The organism is Acinetobacter sp. P1332 (assembly GCF_044057475.1).
In the GTDB taxonomy this organism is placed as follows: domain Bacteria; phylum Pseudomonadota; class Gammaproteobacteria; order Pseudomonadales; family Moraxellaceae; genus Acinetobacter; species Acinetobacter johnsonii.
The window spans coordinates 3,077,963-3,097,625 of the sequence record NZ_CP171157.1; the positions used below are offsets into that span (position 1 = coordinate 3,077,963).

At 42.8% G+C, this 19,663-nt stretch carries 19 protein-coding genes and 1 pseudogene; 5 read left to right on the forward strand and 15 right to left on the reverse strand.

The genetic code is table 11. The annotated features are described in order from the left end of the window. Positions 1-12: 12 nt before the first annotated feature. The 6 genes from ACFN7Z_RS15180 to ACFN7Z_RS15205 form a co-directional block, all read right to left on the reverse strand. The gene (locus ACFN7Z_RS15180) at positions 13-291 is read right to left on the reverse strand and encodes a hypothetical protein (RefSeq protein ID WP_010325865.1); all 279 of its coding nucleotides are present in this window, start codon (positions 289-291) and stop codon (positions 13-15) included. Between the two features lie 105 nt (positions 292-396). Then, a complete protein-coding gene (locus tag ACFN7Z_RS15185) occupies positions 397-900 on the reverse strand; it encodes a DUF6586 family protein (protein ID WP_004978994.1) in 504 nt (167 codons plus the stop codon). A 75-nt stretch (positions 901-975) separates the two neighbouring features. After that, entirely contained in the window at positions 976-1,338 is a 363-nt protein-coding gene (locus tag ACFN7Z_RS15190; RefSeq protein ID WP_029574938.1) for an ASCH domain-containing protein, read from the reverse strand. A 40-nt stretch (positions 1,339-1,378) separates the two neighbouring features. Then, a complete protein-coding gene (locus ACFN7Z_RS15195) occupies positions 1,379-1,639 on the reverse strand; it encodes an RNA-binding protein (RefSeq protein ID WP_029574937.1) in 261 nt (86 codons plus the stop codon). Between the two features lie 98 nt (positions 1,640-1,737). After that, the gene (locus ACFN7Z_RS15200) at positions 1,738-3,726 is read right to left on the reverse strand and encodes an ATP-dependent helicase (RefSeq protein ID WP_010325862.1); all 1,989 of its coding nucleotides are present in this window, start codon (positions 3,724-3,726) and stop codon (positions 1,738-1,740) included. Positions 3,727-3,881: 155 nt separating this feature from the next. Then, positions 3,882-5,036 carry a glycerate kinase gene (locus tag ACFN7Z_RS15205; protein ID WP_029574936.1) on the reverse strand — a complete coding sequence of 385 codons (1,155 nt, stop codon included), beginning with the start codon at positions 5,034-5,036 and terminating at the stop codon, positions 3,882-3,884. 320 nt (positions 5,037-5,356) lie between these two features. On the opposite strand from ACFN7Z_RS15205, the gene ACFN7Z_RS15210 reads away from it, so the two are divergent. Both ACFN7Z_RS15210 and ACFN7Z_RS15215 read left to right on the forward strand, forming a co-directional pair. Next, complete coding sequence (locus ACFN7Z_RS15210) at positions 5,357-6,103, forward strand: IS5-like element ISAba31 family transposase (RefSeq protein WP_395442166.1); 747 nt, start codon at positions 5,357-5,359, stop codon at positions 6,101-6,103. A 96-nt stretch (positions 6,104-6,199) separates the two neighbouring features. Further along, a complete protein-coding gene (locus tag ACFN7Z_RS15215; protein WP_010325860.1) occupies positions 6,200-6,649 on the forward strand; it encodes a carboxymuconolactone decarboxylase family protein in 450 nt (149 codons plus the stop codon). A gap of 79 nt (positions 6,650-6,728) precedes the next feature. Here the strand turns inward: ACFN7Z_RS15215 and ACFN7Z_RS15220 are convergent. From ACFN7Z_RS15220 to ACFN7Z_RS15250, 7 genes and pseudogenes are all read right to left on the reverse strand, one after another. Next, positions 6,729-7,298, reverse strand: a pseudogene (locus tag ACFN7Z_RS15220) (HdeD family acid-resistance protein). A gap of 119 nt (positions 7,299-7,417) precedes the next feature. Then, positions 7,418-8,176 (reverse strand): hypothetical protein, encoded by a 759-nt coding sequence (locus ACFN7Z_RS15225; RefSeq protein ID WP_010325859.1) that lies wholly within the window; start codon positions 8,174-8,176, stop codon positions 7,418-7,420. 47 nt (positions 8,177-8,223) lie between these two features. Next, positions 8,224-8,595 (reverse strand): NUDIX domain-containing protein, encoded by a 372-nt coding sequence (locus ACFN7Z_RS15230; RefSeq protein ID WP_010325858.1) that lies wholly within the window; start codon positions 8,593-8,595, stop codon positions 8,224-8,226. A 172-nt stretch (positions 8,596-8,767) separates the two neighbouring features. Next, positions 8,768-11,410: a type I DNA topoisomerase gene (gene topA, locus ACFN7Z_RS15235; RefSeq protein WP_010325857.1), complete on the reverse strand. Its 2,643-nt coding sequence runs from the start codon at positions 11,408-11,410 to the stop codon at positions 8,768-8,770. Between the two features lie 36 nt (positions 11,411-11,446). Next, positions 11,447-11,896 carry an ammonium transporter gene (locus ACFN7Z_RS15240; protein ID WP_010325856.1) on the reverse strand — a complete coding sequence of 150 codons (450 nt, stop codon included), beginning with the start codon at positions 11,894-11,896 and terminating at the stop codon, positions 11,447-11,449. Positions 11,897-11,966: 70 nt separating this feature from the next. Continuing rightward, on the reverse strand, positions 11,967-12,956 hold the full coding sequence (locus ACFN7Z_RS15245) for a hypothetical protein (RefSeq protein ID WP_010325855.1): 990 nt from the start codon (positions 12,954-12,956) through the stop codon (positions 11,967-11,969). Between the two features lie 179 nt (positions 12,957-13,135). Beyond that, entirely contained in the window at positions 13,136-13,381 is a 246-nt protein-coding gene (locus tag ACFN7Z_RS15250; protein WP_004692513.1) for a SlyX family protein, read from the reverse strand. 35 nt (positions 13,382-13,416) lie between these two features. Between ACFN7Z_RS15250 and ACFN7Z_RS15255 the strand changes: the two genes are divergently transcribed. Then, a complete protein-coding gene (locus ACFN7Z_RS15255) occupies positions 13,417-15,312 on the forward strand; it encodes an ATP-binding cassette domain-containing protein (protein WP_010325854.1) in 1,896 nt (631 codons plus the stop codon). A gap of 187 nt (positions 15,313-15,499) precedes the next feature. Here ACFN7Z_RS15255 and ACFN7Z_RS15260 read toward each other — a convergent pair whose 3' ends face one another. Then, complete coding sequence (locus ACFN7Z_RS15260) at positions 15,500-15,691, reverse strand: hypothetical protein (RefSeq protein WP_228127591.1); 192 nt, start codon at positions 15,689-15,691, stop codon at positions 15,500-15,502. Between the two features lie 251 nt (positions 15,692-15,942). Between ACFN7Z_RS15260 and ACFN7Z_RS15265 the strand changes: the two genes are divergently transcribed. After that, entirely contained in the window at positions 15,943-16,881 is a 939-nt protein-coding gene (locus ACFN7Z_RS15265; protein ID WP_010325852.1) for a lauroyl acyltransferase, read from the forward strand. A gap of 289 nt (positions 16,882-17,170) precedes the next feature. On the opposite strand, the gene ACFN7Z_RS15270 is transcribed toward ACFN7Z_RS15265, so the two are convergent. Next, a complete protein-coding gene (locus ACFN7Z_RS15270; RefSeq protein ID WP_010325851.1) occupies positions 17,171-18,280 on the reverse strand; it encodes an endonuclease/exonuclease/phosphatase family protein in 1,110 nt (369 codons plus the stop codon). A gap of 185 nt (positions 18,281-18,465) precedes the next feature. Between ACFN7Z_RS15270 and asd the strand changes: the two genes are divergently transcribed. Further along, a complete protein-coding gene (gene asd / locus ACFN7Z_RS15275; protein ID WP_004692521.1) occupies positions 18,466-19,584 on the forward strand; it encodes an aspartate-semialdehyde dehydrogenase in 1,119 nt (372 codons plus the stop codon). Positions 19,585-19,663 lie beyond the last annotated feature (79 nt).

The following is a 19,663-nucleotide window of genomic DNA, read 5'->3' on the forward strand; positions in this document are numbered from 1 at the left end:
TTCTTATTCGACTTAGCTGAAGAACTTTGGCTTTTCATCCACCACTTCCGCTTGCCACTCGCCTACTTGTTTTTCAAGTAAGCCGTATAAAGCCGCTTGCACCATCTGCTGAGCAACGACTGTTGTCTGGTCGCCCAATAATGCTTTAAGCTCTTCATTAAATTGGATCGTGACTAAGGGTGCACTCTCCGAACCTGCGTTACGTAGTGCGAGCTCACCACCTTCAAGTTGAACCAATTCTAAAATGGCTTCTTGATTTCCAAATAATTCTTTCAATTGTTCTATAGACATATTTCCTCCATGTTCAACATGGTGGCAAAGGCAGTTGCACTTTGCTTCGCTTAGACTTATTGATATAAGGACAAATTTTCAAACTTCAAGCGCTGGTCATCGCTTTTAGAATTCAACCATCTCATTCCGAAAGCCATCGATCAACGCCGTTAAGTCTCGATGCCACTCGCGTAATATTTTGGTATCGGGTAACCATGCCTGAGGGGTTTGAGTTACTTTGATGATCAGATTCGATGAAGTTTCTGACTCAGGTTCAGGTGTACTCGGCTCTGGCGCATACTGACACAAGCGATAAGCACGTTTTAACTCGGCAATGAAACCCTCTTTCGATAGTTGTTGCATTACAGTCACTTCAGGCGAGACTTGGCCTTTAGCTGCCATATGCTCTTCTATGGACTTTAAGGTCGGGGTAAAGTCATTTAAGCGGTAGTAACGGACCAACTCTTGTAGAAACGCAAGCACCGCGCCATGCAAGTGAAACACAGCAGCCTCACGGTAAGCCTGAGCTTGTTGCACATGATCAATTTGTTCTGCTTGTTGACATGAAAGTCGAGCAAAGTAGAGTTTTTGGTTAGTGCGATCAGCATGGTAACGGGCAACACGAGTCATGAAGGGTGTTCCTAAGTTTTGGCGTTTATAACAATTCTAAGAGTAATCTTTCTATACAGCAGTGCATAATAAAAATTATGCATGATCTATTTCAATAAAATAAATCTTTCTTTTTGCTATGACAGGCATCGAAATATGGATTGGACGCACATTTGTGAGTACCCAAGCCCAATATCCCTCTTCCCAATATGATGCCATCGCCGAATCAAGCTCATCTTCTCTCCATGAGTGAATCGACTCAACATCAACCATAGCAACAGCATACCCCAACTCTTCATCGTCCTCGTGGGTTAAATAGTGCTTATTTTCCACAATAATCAAATCTTTGAGCAGCCATTGCTCTGGTCGCCAAGAACGAATCTCTAAGGTTTTATTTCCTTGAGAAATTTGTCGTCCCATCGGCGCAACAATCGATAAAGCTGGATAGATTTTTTTCATTATATCCCATAAAAAAGGAGCATCCATTGCTCCTTTTTATTTATGCTTCTGGCTTCTCAGGCTTATCTTCCGCCTGTTTGACGCGAATACCAGTGCCATGTAAACGTAGTGTATTAAGGCCTTTAATGGCTTTAATCGCTTCACGTGCATGCGGCATTTCAACAAAAGCAAAACCTTTCGATTTACCTGTTGCTGCATCGAGGATTAAATTACATGATGCAACTGTGCCGTATTGCTTAAATAATTCAAGCAGTTCAGCTTCAGTCACTGTACGCTCTAAATTACGAACTAAAATTTTCATCTTACAACCTTCAAAAATAGGCAAAATCATCAAAAAGCAATCGCCTACGCTACTTTCTGAACATTGCACAACAAATACCACAATGTAATCTGTTTAGTTTAATCGAGATTAATACCAAAATCTAAATTAATCGATTGGCGCTCAATTAAAGCACTCTTTACCGTTTGCTGACGAGGCTTATGATGGGTTTCCATGCTACACAAATTTCGCGTCAGATCATTCAAAAAATAACTTTCGACTTTGCGCCCTTGCTCATCAATCACGTCTCGCGCCCACAGACTTAAATTTTGCTTGGTTAAAATCAGCTCATTCTGAGCACGGGTCAGTGCCACATACAAGACCCGACGCTCTTCTTCGACATCATTAAAATTACCTTGGGCACGTGCATGCGGATATTGCCCTGGGGTGACATTGACGACATAACAGACTTTTTGCTCTGTACCTTTGGCCGAGTGAATGGTAATCAGGGTAACGACATCGCTATCGGACTGGCGTTCAATTTCAGAAATCGACACAGGATCAAGCACATATTCCTCTAGGAACTCACTCAACTGGGTATGTTTAGAAGCCAACTGTTTGACCAGTTCAAAATCCCCTTGGCGGCGGTTCCAGTCTTTTTTATAATTTTCTGCCAATTGTGCTTCAATCGCCTGAATACCCAAACTGACACAAGCCTGTACTTCCTGTTTCAGTACCGTCATTTGCTTCATGATCAACACAGTTTCAGCTGGAATCCGCCCAAATTTCTCTAATTTATCAAAGATCAAATCATACTCAGGCTCCAGTAAAAGTTGCTGAGCAAGACGGCTTGCACCCACATCTCCCACCCCATTCCACAGGGTAAGAAAACGCATCCATGCAATATCATCTAGAGGATTGGCAATCACGCGCAGCAAGCTCAGTAAATCTTTCACATGCGCGGTTTCAAGCAGTTTCATGCCCCCAATAAAGCGATACGGGACATTGGCCGCAATACATGCTGCCTCAATATGCCGTGCTGCAAAGCTGGAACGCACCAAAACCATATGATCCGACCAACGCTGTCCCTGTAAGTAATGGCGCTCTTTAATGTCGATCGCAATCCATTTTGCTTCATCAAATTCATTCGGGAAAACGTGCATGCGCGGTTTAATCCCTTCACCACGGTATGCATCTAGGCGTTTATTGTATTGAATTTCAGATTGATCGAGCAGCCAATTGGATAGGTCTAGAATTTCTTGGGTAGAACGGTAGTTTTGTTCTAATTTAAAAATTTGTGCATTCGGCACACGCTCTTTGAAATGGTGAATATTTTCAAAATCTGCCCCACGGAAACCATAAATCGACTGTGCATCATCACCGACACAGAACAGGCTCACTTTGTCTTTAAGGGGCTCAAGCAAGGCCCACTGCAAAGGATTAGTGTCCTGCATTTCATCAACTAGCATGTGTTTGCAGAGCGATGCCACATAGTCGGCTAAACCGTCTGACTGGTCGAGTGCTGAGGCCACGATCGCCAGAATATCGTCATAATCTAAAAAGCTACGGGCACGCTTGCGTGTCTCGTACTCTTTCATGATTTCTGCAATTTGATCTTTAAAAGCCAAATGCTCAGGATGCTGCTTTTCTAAGGCATCACTCAACTTTTGACGCGTATTTCGTGCAAAAGAATACAAGTCACACAGTTCTTGCGGCTTAGGTAGTTGATTGGGATTTTTCTTGTCATCTTTTCCACGAATCAGACGAAACATCATCAACTGATCATCACGATCAATAATTGAAAACTGCTCTAAACCAAAGGCTTTTGGTACGCGGCGTAGCAGATACATACAAAAAGTATGAAAAGTGGAAGCGCGCAGTCCTTTTGCCTGCTCACCTAAAGCCAACTCCACTCGCGCCACAATCTCGCTGGCTGAACGACGAGTAAAGGTTAAAATCTGAATTTGGTTGGCAGGAATCCCTTGATCAATTAGGTACGCAGCACGTGCCACAATGGTTTTCGTCTTGCCACAGCCAGCCCCTGCGAGCACCAGACTGTGTTGCGACTCAGTCGTGGCAGCTTGTTTTTGTTGCGGGTTTAATTCATCAATTAGGCTGGCTAAACTCATAATCACTCATCAATTCGTGGATGCTGCTAGTCTAACAAATCTATGACGTCAATATGAGGCTACAGCAACGATTATCCATTTCTGTCTGAAATGCACCTTCAAATCTGGGGCTAAGACCTTAGGCTCGAACCGCTTACTGCCTCAAAAATTTAAAATTAGGCTTGCTCAGTATGATTTAAAAGCAAAAGTCGAGTAATGTCCTCACAACTGTTTTGCAAATTCTGTTCTGCATTTTTCAATGCTGTTGCTAAATCGCAGTCAGGTTCATTAATCGAAACAATTTGACTAAACCCTTCATCAAATAATGCCTCAATATCCTCCCCGACATGTCCAGCAAAGGCAATCACTGGTTTATTCAACTGCTTGGCTAACTGAGCCACCGCCCACGGCGTTTTGCCAAACTTGGTTTGAAAGTCGATACTACCTTCACCAGTAAAGACATAATCGGCTTGGTTTATTTTCTCCGCCAGTTGAGTTTGCTCAATCACCCACTTCGCGCCAGACTGAAGCTGAGCGCCTGTAAAAGCCATTAGACCAAATCCTAGCCCACCTGCGGCGCCTGCCCCTGCAACATTACGTATCTGTAGATTAAGCTGTGTTTCCACCACATCCGCAAAGTGACTCAAACTTTGATCCAACTGCTCAACCATCTCTGCACTCGCCCCTTTTTGCGGACCAAACACATACGAAGCGCCTTGCATGCCACATAGTGGATTAGTGACATCGGAGGCAATCAAAACTTGTACTCGTTGCAAGCGTGGGTCTAAAGCCTGCATATCGATCCGTTCAATATCTTGTAAATGACCACCACCAACAGACACTTCCCGCCCTTGTGCATCTAAAAACCTTATTCCAAGTGCTTGTGCCATGCCACTGCCTGCATCATTGGTAACACTGCCTCCAAGTGCCAAAATAATTTTGGACACACCTGCGTCCAAGGCATGTCGAATCATTTGCCCCGTTCCCAAAGTTGTGGTCAGGAGTGGGTTTCGCTGTGCGGGCTCAAGTAGATGAATACCATTGGCTTTTGCCATTTCAATAACAGCCGTTTGCCCGCCATCAAATAAGCCCCAATACGTTTTAACTCGTTGTGATGGCAATGGCCCCGTTACCTCACATTCGATCTTTTGGCCTGCTAATGATGTTAATAAAGCATCGACTGTGCCTTCGCCGCCATCTGCCATGGGTACATGTATACATACAGCATCAGGGATTATGTTTTGAATTCCACGCTGCATCGCTGCACAGGCCTGTTCTGCTGTCATACTTTCTTTAAAAGAATCAGGCGCTAAAATAAAAGTTGTCATCATCCATAATTTTTTTAGAAAATTTAATTTATTAATAACACGATTTATAAATTTCCCGCCCGCATTTTTCTCTTTTCATTGTCCTTGGCACAGTTCGTTGTGATTGAAACTGAATACATCTCGATAAAGACAAAATAGCCTCAATAATTTTTTAATTTTAGCCATCTCTGAATTTTACTGTACGCGTCACCAAAATGGCCACCATAGTCCATTTGGTTTTAATGCATAAATTAAACAAAGTACTAGGGTGTGTTGACACTTTTAGCTTAAAAAAATAGCGAAGTAGTAAAATCAAATCGCCAAACCCAATTTTACTATTCGCTATGCCTCGTACCATGCTGACAGATCAACACTGGCAAAAGTTGAAAGTTATTCTGCGTAATTTATCCATTCACCACAACTCAAATTTACGCAATTTTATTGAAGCTATTCTCTATAGAATTAGAACAGGCTGTCCGTGGCGAGATATTCCTTGTTGTTTTGGTCATTCAAACTCTATTTTCAAACGTTTTAATCGTTGGTCAAGCAGCGGTAAGTTACTTAGATTATTCAAATTACTAGCCTCATGCCCCGATATGGATTGGATTTTTATTGATGGCTCTCATGTACGTGCTCATCAACATTCTGCCGGCATAGCGAATCAATCTATTTCTAAAAGTGTAGGAGGAAACTCCTCAAAAATACATTTGATTGTTGATGCACATGGCAATCCTATTGATTTCATGATTACCGATGGAACCACACATGATGTTAAAGTTGCACCTGATTTAATATCAACATTAGATTTAAAAGAGACAAAAGTGGTATGTGCAGATAAAGACTATGATTCAGAACCACTGCGTGAACAGATCAGGAAAACAGGGACTAAAGCGAATATACCAAAGAAAACAAATAGCCAATCGAACAATGACCATATGGACTGGTATTTATATAAAATCAGGCATTTAGTTGAAAATATGTTTTGTAGATTAAAGCAATTTAGAGGAATAGCTACTCGATATGACAAGCTCAAAAGAAATTATCAAAGTTCTGTTGCTTTAGCCTGTATATTTTTATGGCTACCTTTATAAGGTTAATTATGAACAGTAAATGTCAACAGACCCTAATCAATTAGCCGATAAAATCATCACTAAACATTAAACGCTCTTTAAAAAAATAGGTGATGTATGCAACGAATCAACTTGGGGAAAGCCGCACCTGAACTGCATAAAACAGTATTAGAACTCGAAAACTTATCCATGCAAAAAGTCCAACAAGCAGGTCTTGAGATTGGGTTTTCACACTTGCTGAAACTGAGAGCCTCACAGATTAACCAATGTGCGTTCTGTGTACGTATGCATACGCAAGATGCCATAAAAGCTGGTGAATCAATCGAACGGATTGCCCTCATCAGTGCATGGCAAGAAAGTGGATATTTTTCCGAAAAAGAACGCGCCGCGCTGATTTTAATTGAAGAAATCACACTCATTGCTCAGCAGCATTTCACCGACTCGGCGTATCAAGAAGCAGCAAGAATATTATCCGATGCAGAAATTGCCGCTATTGAATGGATCGCGATTGTGATTAATACGTGGAATCGTATTGCGATTTCAAGTCAATATGCCGTCAATCCATAAGCATGCCATTCAGCTTTGCACATGATATAAAGCACACGAAAAAAGGGAGCCTGCATGAGGCTCCCTTTTTTCGTGTGCTTTATTCAGATTGGCTTGCTGGTGGAATCTGCTTAATGGCTGCCGCTAGAGTCAGATAATTAATACCTTGGAATAAAATATCAAAAGCAAGGAATAAGCCCAGCACCCAAAATGGGGCATCTGGTGTAGTTAAAATCATAATGCCGGCCAGCAGGGTTAAAACACCAGAAAAAAGTGTCCAGCCCCAACCTTGGAATGCTCGAAATAATATTGCATTAAAGATACGAATGACCCCAGCAATAATCAGGAAAACCGCTAAAACACTGGTCAAGACAATGGCTGTTTTCACAGGTGTGCTAAATGCGTAATAGCCCGCAACCAAATACAATACACCAAACAAAGCCCATAACTAGCGGAAGCCACCCTCAAAAATCTTAAAAGCGGCGATGAAGTGTAGAACACCTCCTATCATCATCAGCACGCCAAAGATAAACACCACAGATAAGGTGGCAAAAGGCAAAGCGGCCAAAAGGATGAAACCAAACAACACCAATAAAATTCCTAAACCCAAATACCATTTACGATTTTCATGGAGTTGATGGCGAACTAAATCATTACCGACTGTTTTCATCTTCTTCTCAAGTTTGATTTTCGTTCACTTAGTTTTAACATGTTTTGCATCGAACTTGTAGGTTTGAGTTTATCCACACAATCAATCCATGCTGTGGATAAACTCAGCATTATCCACAGTTATTTTTTCCACCCAATTTCAATCGCAGTGATCTCATTCACCAATGTTTCATCAATCGACTCAGGCATTTTACTCTGTGTTTGTGAGGTTGGAATGTGCCCAGCCATTAATTCAGCTTTGGCTTGAGGAAACAGCGGTTGTTGATTTGGATATGCATAGCCCGCAGGATACATCGGCTGTCCTGTGGCTAAGTCGTATTTATCACTGGCACCAAAGGCATGTAAAAGCTCATGTGCAAGAACGACTTTGTTTTGCTCGGTTTGCTTGTTAGATGCAAATAAATTCACTGAACCGATGCGACCTTTTTGCAAAGCTGTCGAGTGTTTCAGCTCTTTAGTCAGTGCTGGGTCATAATAGTTCAAATACAAAGTAACAGTTGGTGCACCATCTGAACCTTGATGGTTTTTCCATGCATAATAACGGAACTTTAAACTCCACAAGACCGTATCCAATAAACTTGCCTGCTCAGGTACTTTCGGCGGTAGCTGTTTGAGTTCACGCCCTAGTTGGAAATAAATCGCAATCGGTTGCCCGCGATATGTCGCCGACATCTGCTCTAAATAACCTTGTACCCCTCTTAAGTTCTTAGGCGTCAATTGCTGTATATATTGCTGAGTTGTACCTTGTCCATCAGCATTAACTGGATGGAGTGATACAATAATAGGCTTGCTCCAATCTTGGTTCTGATCCCGATAAGCGTTCAAAGCAACCACCAATAAAATCAGCAGCAAGATTAAAATACGAAGTTTTTTCCACATCTTTGATCCCCAATTTTTAATAATTTTTTATCACAATGATCAGCACATTACGTAATTTCTAAATGTATTATAGGTTGTTGTAATACAAAGTTTTCCCAAATAAAGTCGTATAATTTTCTTTGATTTAAAAATATAGCCAACGTTTTAGCTTCAGATAAGCTGCACCACCGATATTCAGTATGCTCATGATTCAATAGAACAGATTGGTTTTCAGCACAGAAGCCAACAAATGCGGGAATCATTTCAATCACATTCAAGCCTGGCTCATAAAACTGCTCGATGTAATCTGCACTAAATAAACGTTGGGGCTGAATGGCGGTTTCTTCTTTGATTTCGCGAAGTATCGCTTGGCTGGCGGTCTCATTCTCTTCAACCTTTCCTGCGACATGGCACCAATAAGCACCTTTAACACGCTTCATCAATAACAGTTTAATTTCACCCTCAATTTTTGACAGTAAAACAGCGGATACAACAACAGAGCGAATAGGAATCCTACATTAACCAGAATCTTTTTTTTATTTATAGCTGTGCATCATATAAAAAATGCCCACCAAAGTGAGCATTTCTTGATTATTTCTAAGCAATTAAAACTTAGGCTTCAACCCATTTTCCATCATTGAACACCAATGACCATTTGGTTTGCTTACCTTCAGGCGTTTCAGAACCAATATATTGCGCTTGATTCTTACGACTAAATTTCACCAAAGTTGGATTCCCTTCAGGGTCAACATCAGGTGCTTGCAAAATAAACTGATACTTCGGATCAAGCTGATCGGCAACACTACGAAGTTCCGAAACTTTAGGTGCACGTGTTTCACGTACTTTCGGGAACTTACTTGCCGCCAAGAATAAACCTGCTGCCCCATCACGTAGCACAAAAAAGTCATCATGCTTAGTTGAACGTAAATGTTCCATCTTAATCGGGTCTACACGCGGAGGTGCAGGCTGACCACTTTTTAAGACTTTACGTGTGTTATCACAGCTTGAGCAAGCAAAATAAGGACCAAAACGACCCGTCTTCAGCTGCATTTCCCCATCACACTTATCACATGGAATGGTTGGGCCATCATAACCTTTAATTTTGAACTCACCTTCTTCAAGTTCAAAACCAGCACAGTCTGGGTTATTACCACAGACATGTAGCTTACGACCACCGTCGATCACATAACTGTCCATCGCAGTTTCACAGATTGGACAGCGTTTTTTCGACATCAAATCTGCTGTTTCTGCTGCATCATCATCAGAAAGTGCGGCAAGTGATTCAACTGGCGTTAAGTTCAACGTGCCTTTACAACGCTCTTTCGGCGGTAAGTTATAGCCAGAGCACCCTAAGAAGACACCTGTGGTTCCCGTACGAATCTGCATTGGACGGTCACATTCTTTACAGTGAACCGCTTCCACCTCTACAGGTTGATTGCGGCGCATACCGCCTTCACCTTGCGCATTGGTCAGACGTTTTTTAAAGTCGCCGTAGAAGCTGTCGAGCAACTCCTTCCAGTTGCGTTCGCCATCAGCCACTTTATCGAGCTGACCTTCTAAGTCCGCGGTAAAGTCATAGTTCATGAGGTTATTGAAACTTTCATCTAAACGATCAGTAACAATCTCACCCATTTTTTCAGCAAATAGACGACGGTTTTCCAGTTTGACATAACCACGGTCTTGAATGGTCGAGATAATCGCCGCATAGGTCGATGGTCGACCAATGCCCTTTTTCTCAAGCTCTTTCACCAATGACGCTTCAGTAAAACGTGCAGGTGGCTTGGTAAAGTGTTGCGATGGATCTAATTTTTCAAGCTTCAGTATTTCACCGACTTTCACCGCAGGCAATAACACATCATCGTCCGACTTGTTTTGACCACGGACTTTAGTGAAACCGTCAAAGACTAAGGTGCGACCTTTGGCTTTAAGCTCAACACCGTTGGCATCCACTAAAATAGTCGATGACAAGTATTCTGCTGGTGTCATTTGACACGCGACGAACTGACGCCAGATCAAATCATACAAACGTTGTGCATCACGTTCCACACCAACCAAGCTGTCGCCTTTTAACGCCACATTCGATGGACGAATCGCTTCGTGGGCTTCTTGTGCACCCGCTTTGTTACCATAGCGGTTCGGCTTAGCAGGCAGATACTTCGTACCAAACTCGGTCTCAATATGATGACGCACCATATTCACCGCATCGTCACTCAAAAAGGTCGAGTCGGTACGCATATAGGTAATAAAACCCGCTTCATACAAACGCTGCGCCAACATCATGGTTTTCTTCACAGAGAAACCCAAACGTGTACTGGCTGCTTGTTGTAAAGTCGAGGTGATATACGGCGCGCTCGGATTCACCTTGGTCGGTTTATCTTCACGTGCTGAAACTTTGTAATCTGCGTCTTTAATGAGCTTCAATAAAGCATCGGTATCGGCTTTATTGCGTAGCTTTAAGGCTTTACCTGCTTGTTTGACGGCTTCTAAACGAATCTCATCGGTCTGTGACTTAGTGTCTGCAAAAACTTGCCAGTATTCTTCGGGAATAAACGCACGAATTTCACGCTCACGCTCAACCACCAGTTTAACTGCGACAGACTGAACACGACCTGCCGATAAACCACGGGCAATTTTTTCCCAAAGTAAGGGCGAAATCATAAAGCCAACAACACGGTCTAAAAAGCGGCGTGCTTGTTGCGCATTAACTTTATCGATATCAAGGCGTGCTGGATGCTTGAATGCATCTTGGATGGCATTTTTGGTAATTTCGTTGAATACCACACGTTGATAACGTGAGTCATCGCCACCAATCACTTCTTTTAAATGCCAAGCAATCGCTTCTCCTTCACGGTCCAAGTCCGTTGCGAGATAGACCTCGTCAACTTGCGAAGCAAGCTTTTTCAGTTCAGCAACCACATGCTCTTTGCCTGGAAGCACTTCATAATGTGCTTTCCAGTCATGCTCAGGATCAACCCCCATACGATTGACCAGTGCATTTTGTGCTTTTTCAGCTTTCTGAGCATCGGTCAGTTTGGTTCGTGTTGCTGGCTTCTTTTCTGCAGTCTTACTAGAACCACCTGTAGGTAAATCACGCACGTGACCCACAGACGACTTCACAATGTAATTCGAGCCTAAATATTTATTGATTGTTTTCGCTTTTGCAGGCGACTCCACAATCACTAAAGCACGCTTTTTTCCAGTCTCAGGAGAATCTGCTGTAGTACTTTTGGATGTGGACCGAGGAGCTTTCGCCATATTAACCGTTAATCCTGTTTCAATGGGTCTGTAAAATTAAAGTTCAGCCAAAGACTGTAAATATGCTTTCATGGCATCTAACTGGGTTGCTCTTAAGTCAGAATGCTCATCCCAATAGAGTCCCACGCAGTTTGCTTGCATATCAATAGCATAAATACCCTTTAATTCAATGGGTAAATGTTTAAACTTGTCATCACCTGTAATGAGCTCAAGCTGCTGATCAACAACGCGAGCGCGCATTAAAGGCAAGCGTGCTTCTGGAATCAGGACACTGTAGTACGCCACCATGCTGGCACGGTTTTCCGAAGCCATTGGTATTTTCGTCCAGTCAGGTGCTGCGATTAAACGTGGGTGTAAACCCATCTTGCGCGCTTTATCACGCATTTCACCCAAAGCTTTCTCTCTTGGACTTACACGAAGTCCAAAAATCGAGCCGAGGATGAATAAGATGATAAATCCGACAACCCAAATTCCAGTATTTTCCATAGCACAACCTTTTTATTCCTTTATTAGAGTTGCATAAGCACAATATAAAACGCAAGTTTGAACGATAAAATTAATTTAAGAACATTTCATGACTATATAGAACTTCATGTCCATTCCAGTAAATATAGCCTTTATCGAGTAACTCTTTCAGTAACATACGCACATCTGACTTCGGAAACATTTGCTCAAGCAAATCACGTAGTGCATAGATATCTTTGGGTTTATTGGTTTTTAACTCGCGCAGTTTTCGTGCGACCTCAAGCTGTACAGGGTCAATCTGTGCAAAGTTTTTAAACAACTCTTGTTGCGCGGACTGCGTATCTGCAGTTGGTTCAAGCACATCTACCCCACTGTCTTTTTGCAGTTGCTGTAGCGCTTGCTGCATGCTTTGCGGCTGTGAAATTGAGTCTTGTTCATCTAAATTCAGTGCCAACCACTGCTTCAACACTTTTTTACGAAAGCGAATCTGCTCATCATAGCGTTTGATGATTTTGAGATTAATCAACATCCCCACCACCCGCTGCGTCTTTTCAGGTACGAGTTGCAAAATATTACTTATTGAATTTTTTAGACCGTCCAATGTGTTAGGCTTACCTGACATTTTACCCAAAGCATCACAATATTTTTTGACCATTTTTAAATAAGGCTGATTTTTGATGCTGTCTAAACTGGGAAGATGACGTTGACTTGGTAACGCTTCAGACTGAATGAGGATCAAATTGCTCTGAATATGCGAAGATTGCATTAAGTCCAAAAGTATTTCTGCTGTATTGACCGCAGAGATAATTTCAACCTGCGTATCTGGCTCAAGCAAAGCCATTAACTGCCCCACCACCACGGCATATTCGAACTCTTTTTGCTCGGCTTTGGGCGTGTCTAAAATCACCACTTGACCACTACTGATCCAAGCAGCCAGTTCCGTCAAATCTTGCAATGCATACTCAAATTGACCTTGGCAATGAAACAAATACAAAGTCGGATAATGCTCCACAATCTCGCGCAACAATTTGGCCGTCGGAACATTATTTTCAAGGTCAAGAAGAACAACTTTTTGAGTCATAGGACAGTTTTTATGGGATGCACCAGAAAGCGGGTATTAGAGTAGGAACTGCATCAAAGGTCAAATGATTTCGTCAGTCAAATTGGGCTTTGAGTTGGGTAAAACAAAAAAAGAGACAAGGATCAGCAATATCCACAACCCACATCACAGCATTTTTTAGCCCCAGACAGCAAATGAACTTAATAATGTGGTGGACGATCGGCCATCGGGTCAAATGTCGCAATTCCATCGGACAAATCTGAAGATTCAACACGTTGATACAAAATTTGCATTTGTTTTTTTAAATCAGCAATTTCCAGTCCTTGAATCACCAATTGTTCATTGAGTTGCTCAACTAAATCATCTAAAAATGCAATTCGGACTTGCAAATCTTCAATGGGTGCGGACAATGGCGCTTGATTATCAATATTTTGTTGTTTAGACACTTCAAGTCCTCATTTGAGATTTTTCAGGAAACATTATGGCCTATATTACTTTAAGGGATGTCCAACTTGCGTTTGGTGGACCTGCCTTGCTCGACGGCGCGAACTTTTCATTGGAGCGCGGTGAACGAGTGTGTTTAATTGGTCGTAATGGTGAAGGTAAGTCTACTTTACTTAAACTGATCGAGGGAAGTTTATTACCCGATTCTGGCGAAGTTTCTCTACAGAATGGCATTACCATTTCGATGTTGGCGCAAGACGTGCCGATGGACTCGGGCAAAGTGGCGGATATCGTGGCAGACGGTGCAGGTGAAGCAGCAGATGTACTCAGAGCCTATCATGAAGCCAGTGATGCTTGTGTACTTGGAGACATGGAAGCGTGTGACCGCATGGGTAACTTGCAACACAAACTAGATCAGTTAGATGGCTGGGCTTTAGAAACCAAAGTCAATTCTATTTTAAGTAAAATGGGCCTAGACCCAGATGCCGATTTGGCCGATTTATCGGGTGGTCGTAAGCGTCGTGTGCTGCTTGCTCGTGCGCTTCTTACCCAACCCGATGTGCTATTACTGGACGAACCAACCAACCATTTGGACGTTGAAAGTATTGAATGGCTCGAGAAGTTTTTACTCGATCAAAATAATTTAACTTTACTGTTCATCTCACATGACCGTTCATTTGTGGACAGCATTGCGACTCGAATTGTTGAACTCGACCGCGGCACCCTGCGCAGCTATGAAGGTAACTACTCACGTTACCTCGAGCTGAAAGCACAGCAAATGGAAGCCGAAGAAAAGCAGAATGCACTGTTTGACAAACGCCTGGCTGAAGAAGAAGTGTGGATTCGCCAAGGCATTAAAGCGCGTCGTACGCGTAATGAAGGTCGTGTACGTGCCTTAAAAGAACTACGTGAACAGTCGAAAGCGCGTCGCTCACAGCAAGGTAAAGTCAGCATGGCGACACAAGATGCTAGCCGTTCAGGTAAAGTGGTCTTTGAAATTGAAAACTTAAGTGTTCGCTTTGGTCATGATGCACCAATCATCAAAGATTTCTCTGCATTGGTGCTCCGTGGTGACCGTATTGGTCTTGTTGGTGACAACGGTGTCGGTAAAACCACCCTCATTAAAGCCATTTTAGGTGAACAAGAACATACGGGTACGGTGAAAACTGGCACACAATTGGAAGTAGCTTACTTCGACCAATTACGTAATGCTCTCGACCTTGAAAAATCTGTCAAAGATAACGTGTCAGAAGGTTCTGACCATGTCGATGTGAATGGCAACCGTCGTCACATTTACAGCTATTTGCAAGATTTCTTGTTTTCACCAGAACGTGTGCGTACACCAGTCAAAGCTCTTTCAGGCGGTGAGCGTAACCGTATTCTTTTAGCCAAGTTACTACTTAAGCCATCTAACTTAATCGTGATGGACGAACCCACCAATGACTTGGATATGGTGACACTAGAGCTGCTAGAAGAAATGTTGTCCGACTACAAAGGCACTTTACTGCTTATTTCGCATGACCGTGCCTTTATGGATAACGTGGTCACCTCAACTTGGGTGTTTGATGGTAAAGGCAATATCGATGAATACATCGGTGGTTACCAAGATTACTTACAACAGCGACCAGACCAAACTGCGGTTGACCAAAAAAGTGCTGTGAAAAAAGCAGCGGCGAAAGCTGAAGCGAACGCAGCACCTGCTAAAAAAGTCAAACTCAGCTATAAAGATCAACGTGCGCTTGAACAATTGCCTGCCGAAATGGAAGCACTGGAAAAAGAGCAAGCGAAAATCAATGCCTCACTTGCAGATGGTTCATTATTTATTTCAGATGCAGACAAGGCGATGACGTTGTCGAATCGTTTGACTGAAATTGATGAGCTATTGCTGGAAAAACTGGAACGTTGGGAAGAACTGGAAAATTTAACCAAATAATTTTTCGTAAACTCCATAAAAAAAACTCCGCGCCACGCGGAGTTTTTTTATTTAACGTGGCTGACGATGCCCACCTCCACCTGGATGTATCCCGCCCCCGCCAGGATGAATTCCACCACCACCTGAATGACTACCTCCTGGATGCGACCCACCTCCACCAGGCTGCCCTCCTCCTGGATGGATATGATCAGGATGTTGCCCCCCCTGGATGTCCACCGCCATGACCATTAGGTGGTGGACGATGGTCTTCTAGTGGAAAGGGTACATACCCTGTCCAACCAAACCCGTGATAATAATGATTATAATCATCATATGGACTATAGACACAGCCCGTTAAAGAAATGAATAGCACACCGCAACTGATAATGTTTTTTAGCATTTTTACCCCCTATTCTTATCTTTCTTCTTAGTATTGTGAATTTCACCCAAATTAAAACAAAACAAATGGTGCGAGATGTTTAGACCATGTTCTCCACTGAGCATGAATACATCTTCTTCGCCCACCTCATAAAAACTATCACAACTTGATATGAGAAGGTCTTGTACAATAGGTTCATGGTGAAGATTGCATCTTCATTCTTGCTTCATGCTAAACTCGAAACATTCTTTTTTCAGCCTTTATCGCAATTTATGAGTTCGAAGCCAGACTATCAACCCGGTGAATTTCAGTGGTCTTTTCTGCATCCCAAATATTGGGGCGTTTGGATTGGTATCGTCTTTCTCATGATATTGGCGATTCTTCCATGGGCAATTCAACACCGACTGGCAACCCTCTTAGGTAACCTCAGCTTTAAATATTTGAAGTCGCGACGTAAAACCACCGTTCGTAATCTGGAGGTGTGTTTCCCTGAATGGTCGGCCCAAGAAGTCCTTGAAAATGCCCGTTTAGTTTTTGTCGATCAAATGCTGGGGGTCTTTGAAACGCTGAATGCGTGGTATAGCCCAAAGTGGTTTACTGGCCGTGTCAGTATTGAAGGTTTAGAACATATTCAAAAAGCACAAGCAGAAGGTAAAGGCGCACTGCTTTTAGGAACCCACTCTACTTTGCTCGATGCGGGTGGTTATCTATGCGCACAGTATTTTGAACCAGATGTGGTGTATCGCCCACAAAATAATCCACTGCTGGATATGCTCATCTACCGCTGCCGCGCCACCATTTATGCACATCAAATTGATCATGATGACATGCGTGGTTTGGTCCGCAACTTAAAAAATGTCCATGCCATTTGGTATAGTCCAGATCAAGACTTTGGCTTAAAACAAGGTGTTATGGCGCCATTTTTTGGCGTTCCCGCAGCGACCGTTACAGCACACCGTCGTTTATTGAAAATGACCAAAGCCGCAGCCATTCCTCTGTATTTTTATCGTGATGGTGATATTAAAAACCCACAATACAAAGTGTTGATTGAACCTGCGGTGGAAAACTTACCCAGTGAAGATGAAGTCGATGATGCGACACGCGTGAATCAAATTATTGAAAATCAACTCCGTATTGCTCCGACTCAATATATGTGGTTCCACCGTCGCTTTAAAACTCGCCCTGCAGGCTATGACAAGATTTATTCTTAACAAAAAGGGCTGATTAAAAAAAGTAGAACCCGAGTTCTGCGTCCTGCAAAACTCGGGTACATGAGGTTGTGCTTTCAACGTTATTCTTGTTTTATTCGGTGGCATTCCATACCTACATCATATCCATGATGATTTCCATCAGCTTCAACTTCCATACTGGGATGATCCATTCCCGCTCCATCTGCTGATGAGACTAGAATACGGGCATACCAAATGACTAACCATTCGTCAGATTCCCAAATCCCTGTAAGCCATATCCTACACTGATGAAATCCGCGCGCCCCTATATTTACTGGTAATCTTTGGCAATTTTATCTGTAACCTGCTTACCTTCTCGTTCCGCTTTCTCAATTCCATCTTCAATCGCCTCTTGCGCTTCTTGCTCATCGGCTTCGGTTTGTTCCAGCTCTTCTTGTACTTTCTCAAATACCCGACCGGTTTGAAGCACCACATATACAGGGAAATGATCTGAACCAATATGTGCTAAACGTTGCATCTGCACTAAGGCAAAATCCGTACTGTGAAAAACATGATCCAGTGACCAGCGCAACAAAGGATAGTCAGCATGAAAAGTATTGACAAAATGCCGTCCTACGCGAGGGTCTAGCAGCCCACTGATCCGTTGAAAAAGTTGTGTCGTGCGCGACCATGCCACATCATTCAAATCCCCCATCACAATGCAGCTCTCATCCAAATCTTTAATCTGATCCCCGACTATCAATAATTCAGCATCACGTAAAGTAGAGTCTTTGGCTTCGGTCGGACTTGGCGGTTTCGGGTGTAAGCAGTACAGTTGCACTGGTTGTCCTGACCTTAAGATGACTGTGGCATGAATCGAAGGAATTTCATCGCTCAAAATAAACTTAACGTCAATATCTTTAAGCGCTAAACGACTATACAAGTGCATGCCATACAGATTATCCAAAGGCACTGCAACCCGATAGGGATAGTCATCTTCCAGTTCACTCAAGGCTTGTTCCCAATGTGCATCCGACTCTAAAGTCAAAATCAAGTCCGGTTGATGCTGGTGAATCTGTTGCAGCAATAAGTAATATTGAGTATTGGGCGTTAGTACATTCGACACAATTAAAGAAATCTGACGTTCTGGCTGTAACTCTGTTTTAGCAACCGTTTTCACCTGCTTTTTCCATACAAAGGTATAAGGCAACACCATTTTGAGTTGGTACGACACTGCCGCAATTAACCCCAGCAAAATGACTTCACGCACCCAATTCCAAGGTGCATCCCAAAGCAACATCAAGATAAATGCAATCAATCCCAATGCCAAAATCTGTAAGCGTGGAAAATCTGCGCCTCGAAACCACCATTCATCTCGTGGAATCAGTGACCAGAAGCTTAACCAAATCACAACACATGCCAGCAACTCAACCCAGATCATAGATACCCACTCTTATATTCTTAATTTTTTGTAGATTCATAAATTAATATCAATTTTGCATGTAACATAAACAAGATATATTGCACAATATAATTGCTGTTTTCATTGTGTAGTGCTTGCAGTTAAGCGCTCTTTTGATACACTCGAATCCCCTTTTAATTTTTAACGCACCGAGGCAAAGTGACATGAAAGTAGGTCTGGTCGGTTGGCGCGGGATGGTTGGTTCCGTCCTAATGCAACGTATGGTTGAAGAGAATGATTTTGCTCATTTTGAGCCATTTTATTTCTCTACCAGTAATGCAGGCGGTGAAGCGCCTGCGTTTGGCGGTAAAACTGCCCCAGCACTTATGGATGCATCAGACATTAACAGTCTGAAGCAAATGGATGTCATTATTACCTGCCAAGGCGGCGACTATACCTCAGAAGTTTTCCCGAAGCTCAAAGCAGAAAACTGGACAGGCTATTGGATTGATGCGGCATCTACACTTCGTATGGAAGATGAAGCCATCATCGTACTTGACCCTGTCAACATGAACGTGATTAAAGATGGTTTAGTGAACGGTACCAAAACATTCGTGGGCGGTAACTGTACAGTTTCACTGATGCTGATGGGCTTAGGCGGCTTATTCCAAAACAATTTAGTGGAATGGGCAACCTCGATGACTTATCAAGCAGCATCGGGTGCTGGTGCGCAAAATATGCGTGAACTCATCTCTGGTATGGGCTATTTGTACAACAACACCAAAGATTTGTTAGATGACCCACGCTCTCCAATTCTAGATATCGACTCTAAAATTGCGGAATTACAACGTGGCGAAGGTTTCCCTTCAGCAAACTTTGGCGTGCCATTAGCAGGCTCACTCATTCCTTATATCGACAAACAATTAGACAGCGGTCAGTCGAAAGAAGAATGGAAAGGTCAAGTTGAAACCAACAAGATCTTGGGCAACCAGCAAATCGTTCCGATTGACGGTCATTGTGTGCGTATTGGTGCGATGCGTTGTCACTCTCAAGCTTTAACTTTGAAGCTGAAGAAAGACGTGCCTCTCGATGAAATCGAAGATATGTTACGTAGCGCGAACCAATGGGCAAAAGTGGTTCCAAATACCCGTGAAGCGTCTATGACGGACTTAACACCTGTGGCTGTAACAGGCACATTAACTGTTCCTGTTGGTCGTCTACGCAAATTGAATATGGGCAAAGAGTACTTAGGTGCTTTCACTGTCGGTGATCAATTGCTTTGGGGTGCTGCGGAACCCTTACGTCGTATGCTCCGTATCCTGATTGACTACAAAAATACTTAAGCATTTACCCGCTAAAGTATTAAGCCGATCACATTTGATCGGCTTTTTTTTGTAACCTCAATGTTAACGTTTTACAAAT

Coding starts and splice junctions, on each gene's coding strand:
- ACFN7Z_RS15180 (WP_010325865.1), bottom strand. CDS start 291: ATGTCTATAGAACAATTGAAAGAATTATTTGGAAATCAAGAAGCCATT.
- ACFN7Z_RS15185 (WP_004978994.1), bottom strand. CDS start 900: ATGACTCGTGTTGCCCGTTACCATGCTGATCGCACTAACCAAAAACTC.
- ACFN7Z_RS15190 (WP_029574938.1), bottom strand. CDS start 1,338: ATGAAAAAAATCTATCCAGCTTTATCGATTGTTGCGCCGATGGGACGA.
- ACFN7Z_RS15195 (WP_029574937.1), bottom strand. CDS start 1,639: ATGAAAATTTTAGTTCGTAATTTAGAGCGTACAGTGACTGAAGCTGAA.
- ACFN7Z_RS15200 (WP_010325862.1), bottom strand. CDS start 3,726: ATGAGTTTAGCCAGCCTAATTGATGAATTAAACCCGCAACAAAAACAA.
- ACFN7Z_RS15205 (WP_029574936.1), bottom strand. CDS start 5,036: ATGATGACAACTTTTATTTTAGCGCCTGATTCTTTTAAAGAAAGTATG.
- ACFN7Z_RS15210 (WP_395442166.1), top strand. CDS start 5,357: ATGCCTCGTACCATGCTGACAGATCAACACTGGCAAAAGTTGAAAGTT.
- ACFN7Z_RS15215 (WP_010325860.1), top strand. CDS start 6,200: ATGCAACGAATCAACTTGGGGAAAGCCGCACCTGAACTGCATAAAACA.
- ACFN7Z_RS15225 (WP_010325859.1), bottom strand. CDS start 8,176: ATGTGGAAAAAACTTCGTATTTTAATCTTGCTGCTGATTTTATTGGTG.
- ACFN7Z_RS15230 (WP_010325858.1), bottom strand. CDS start 8,595: ATGAAGCGTGTTAAAGGTGCTTATTGGTGCCATGTCGCAGGAAAGGTT.
- topA (WP_010325857.1), bottom strand. CDS start 11,410: ATGGCGAAAGCTCCTCGGTCCACATCCAAAAGTACTACAGCAGATTCT.
- ACFN7Z_RS15240 (WP_010325856.1), bottom strand. CDS start 11,896: ATGGAAAATACTGGAATTTGGGTTGTCGGATTTATCATCTTATTCATC.
- ACFN7Z_RS15245 (WP_010325855.1), bottom strand. CDS start 12,956: ATGACTCAAAAAGTTGTTCTTCTTGACCTTGAAAATAATGTTCCGACG.
- ACFN7Z_RS15255 (WP_010325854.1), top strand. CDS start 13,417: ATGGCCTATATTACTTTAAGGGATGTCCAACTTGCGTTTGGTGGACCT.
- ACFN7Z_RS15260 (WP_228127591.1), bottom strand. CDS start 15,691: ATGCTAAAAAACATTATCAGTTGCGGTGTGCTATTCATTTCTTTAACG.
- ACFN7Z_RS15265 (WP_010325852.1), top strand. CDS start 15,943: ATGAGTTCGAAGCCAGACTATCAACCCGGTGAATTTCAGTGGTCTTTT.
- ACFN7Z_RS15270 (WP_010325851.1), bottom strand. CDS start 18,280: ATGATCTGGGTTGAGTTGCTGGCATGTGTTGTGATTTGGTTAAGCTTC.
- asd (WP_004692521.1), top strand. CDS start 18,466: ATGAAAGTAGGTCTGGTCGGTTGGCGCGGGATGGTTGGTTCCGTCCTA.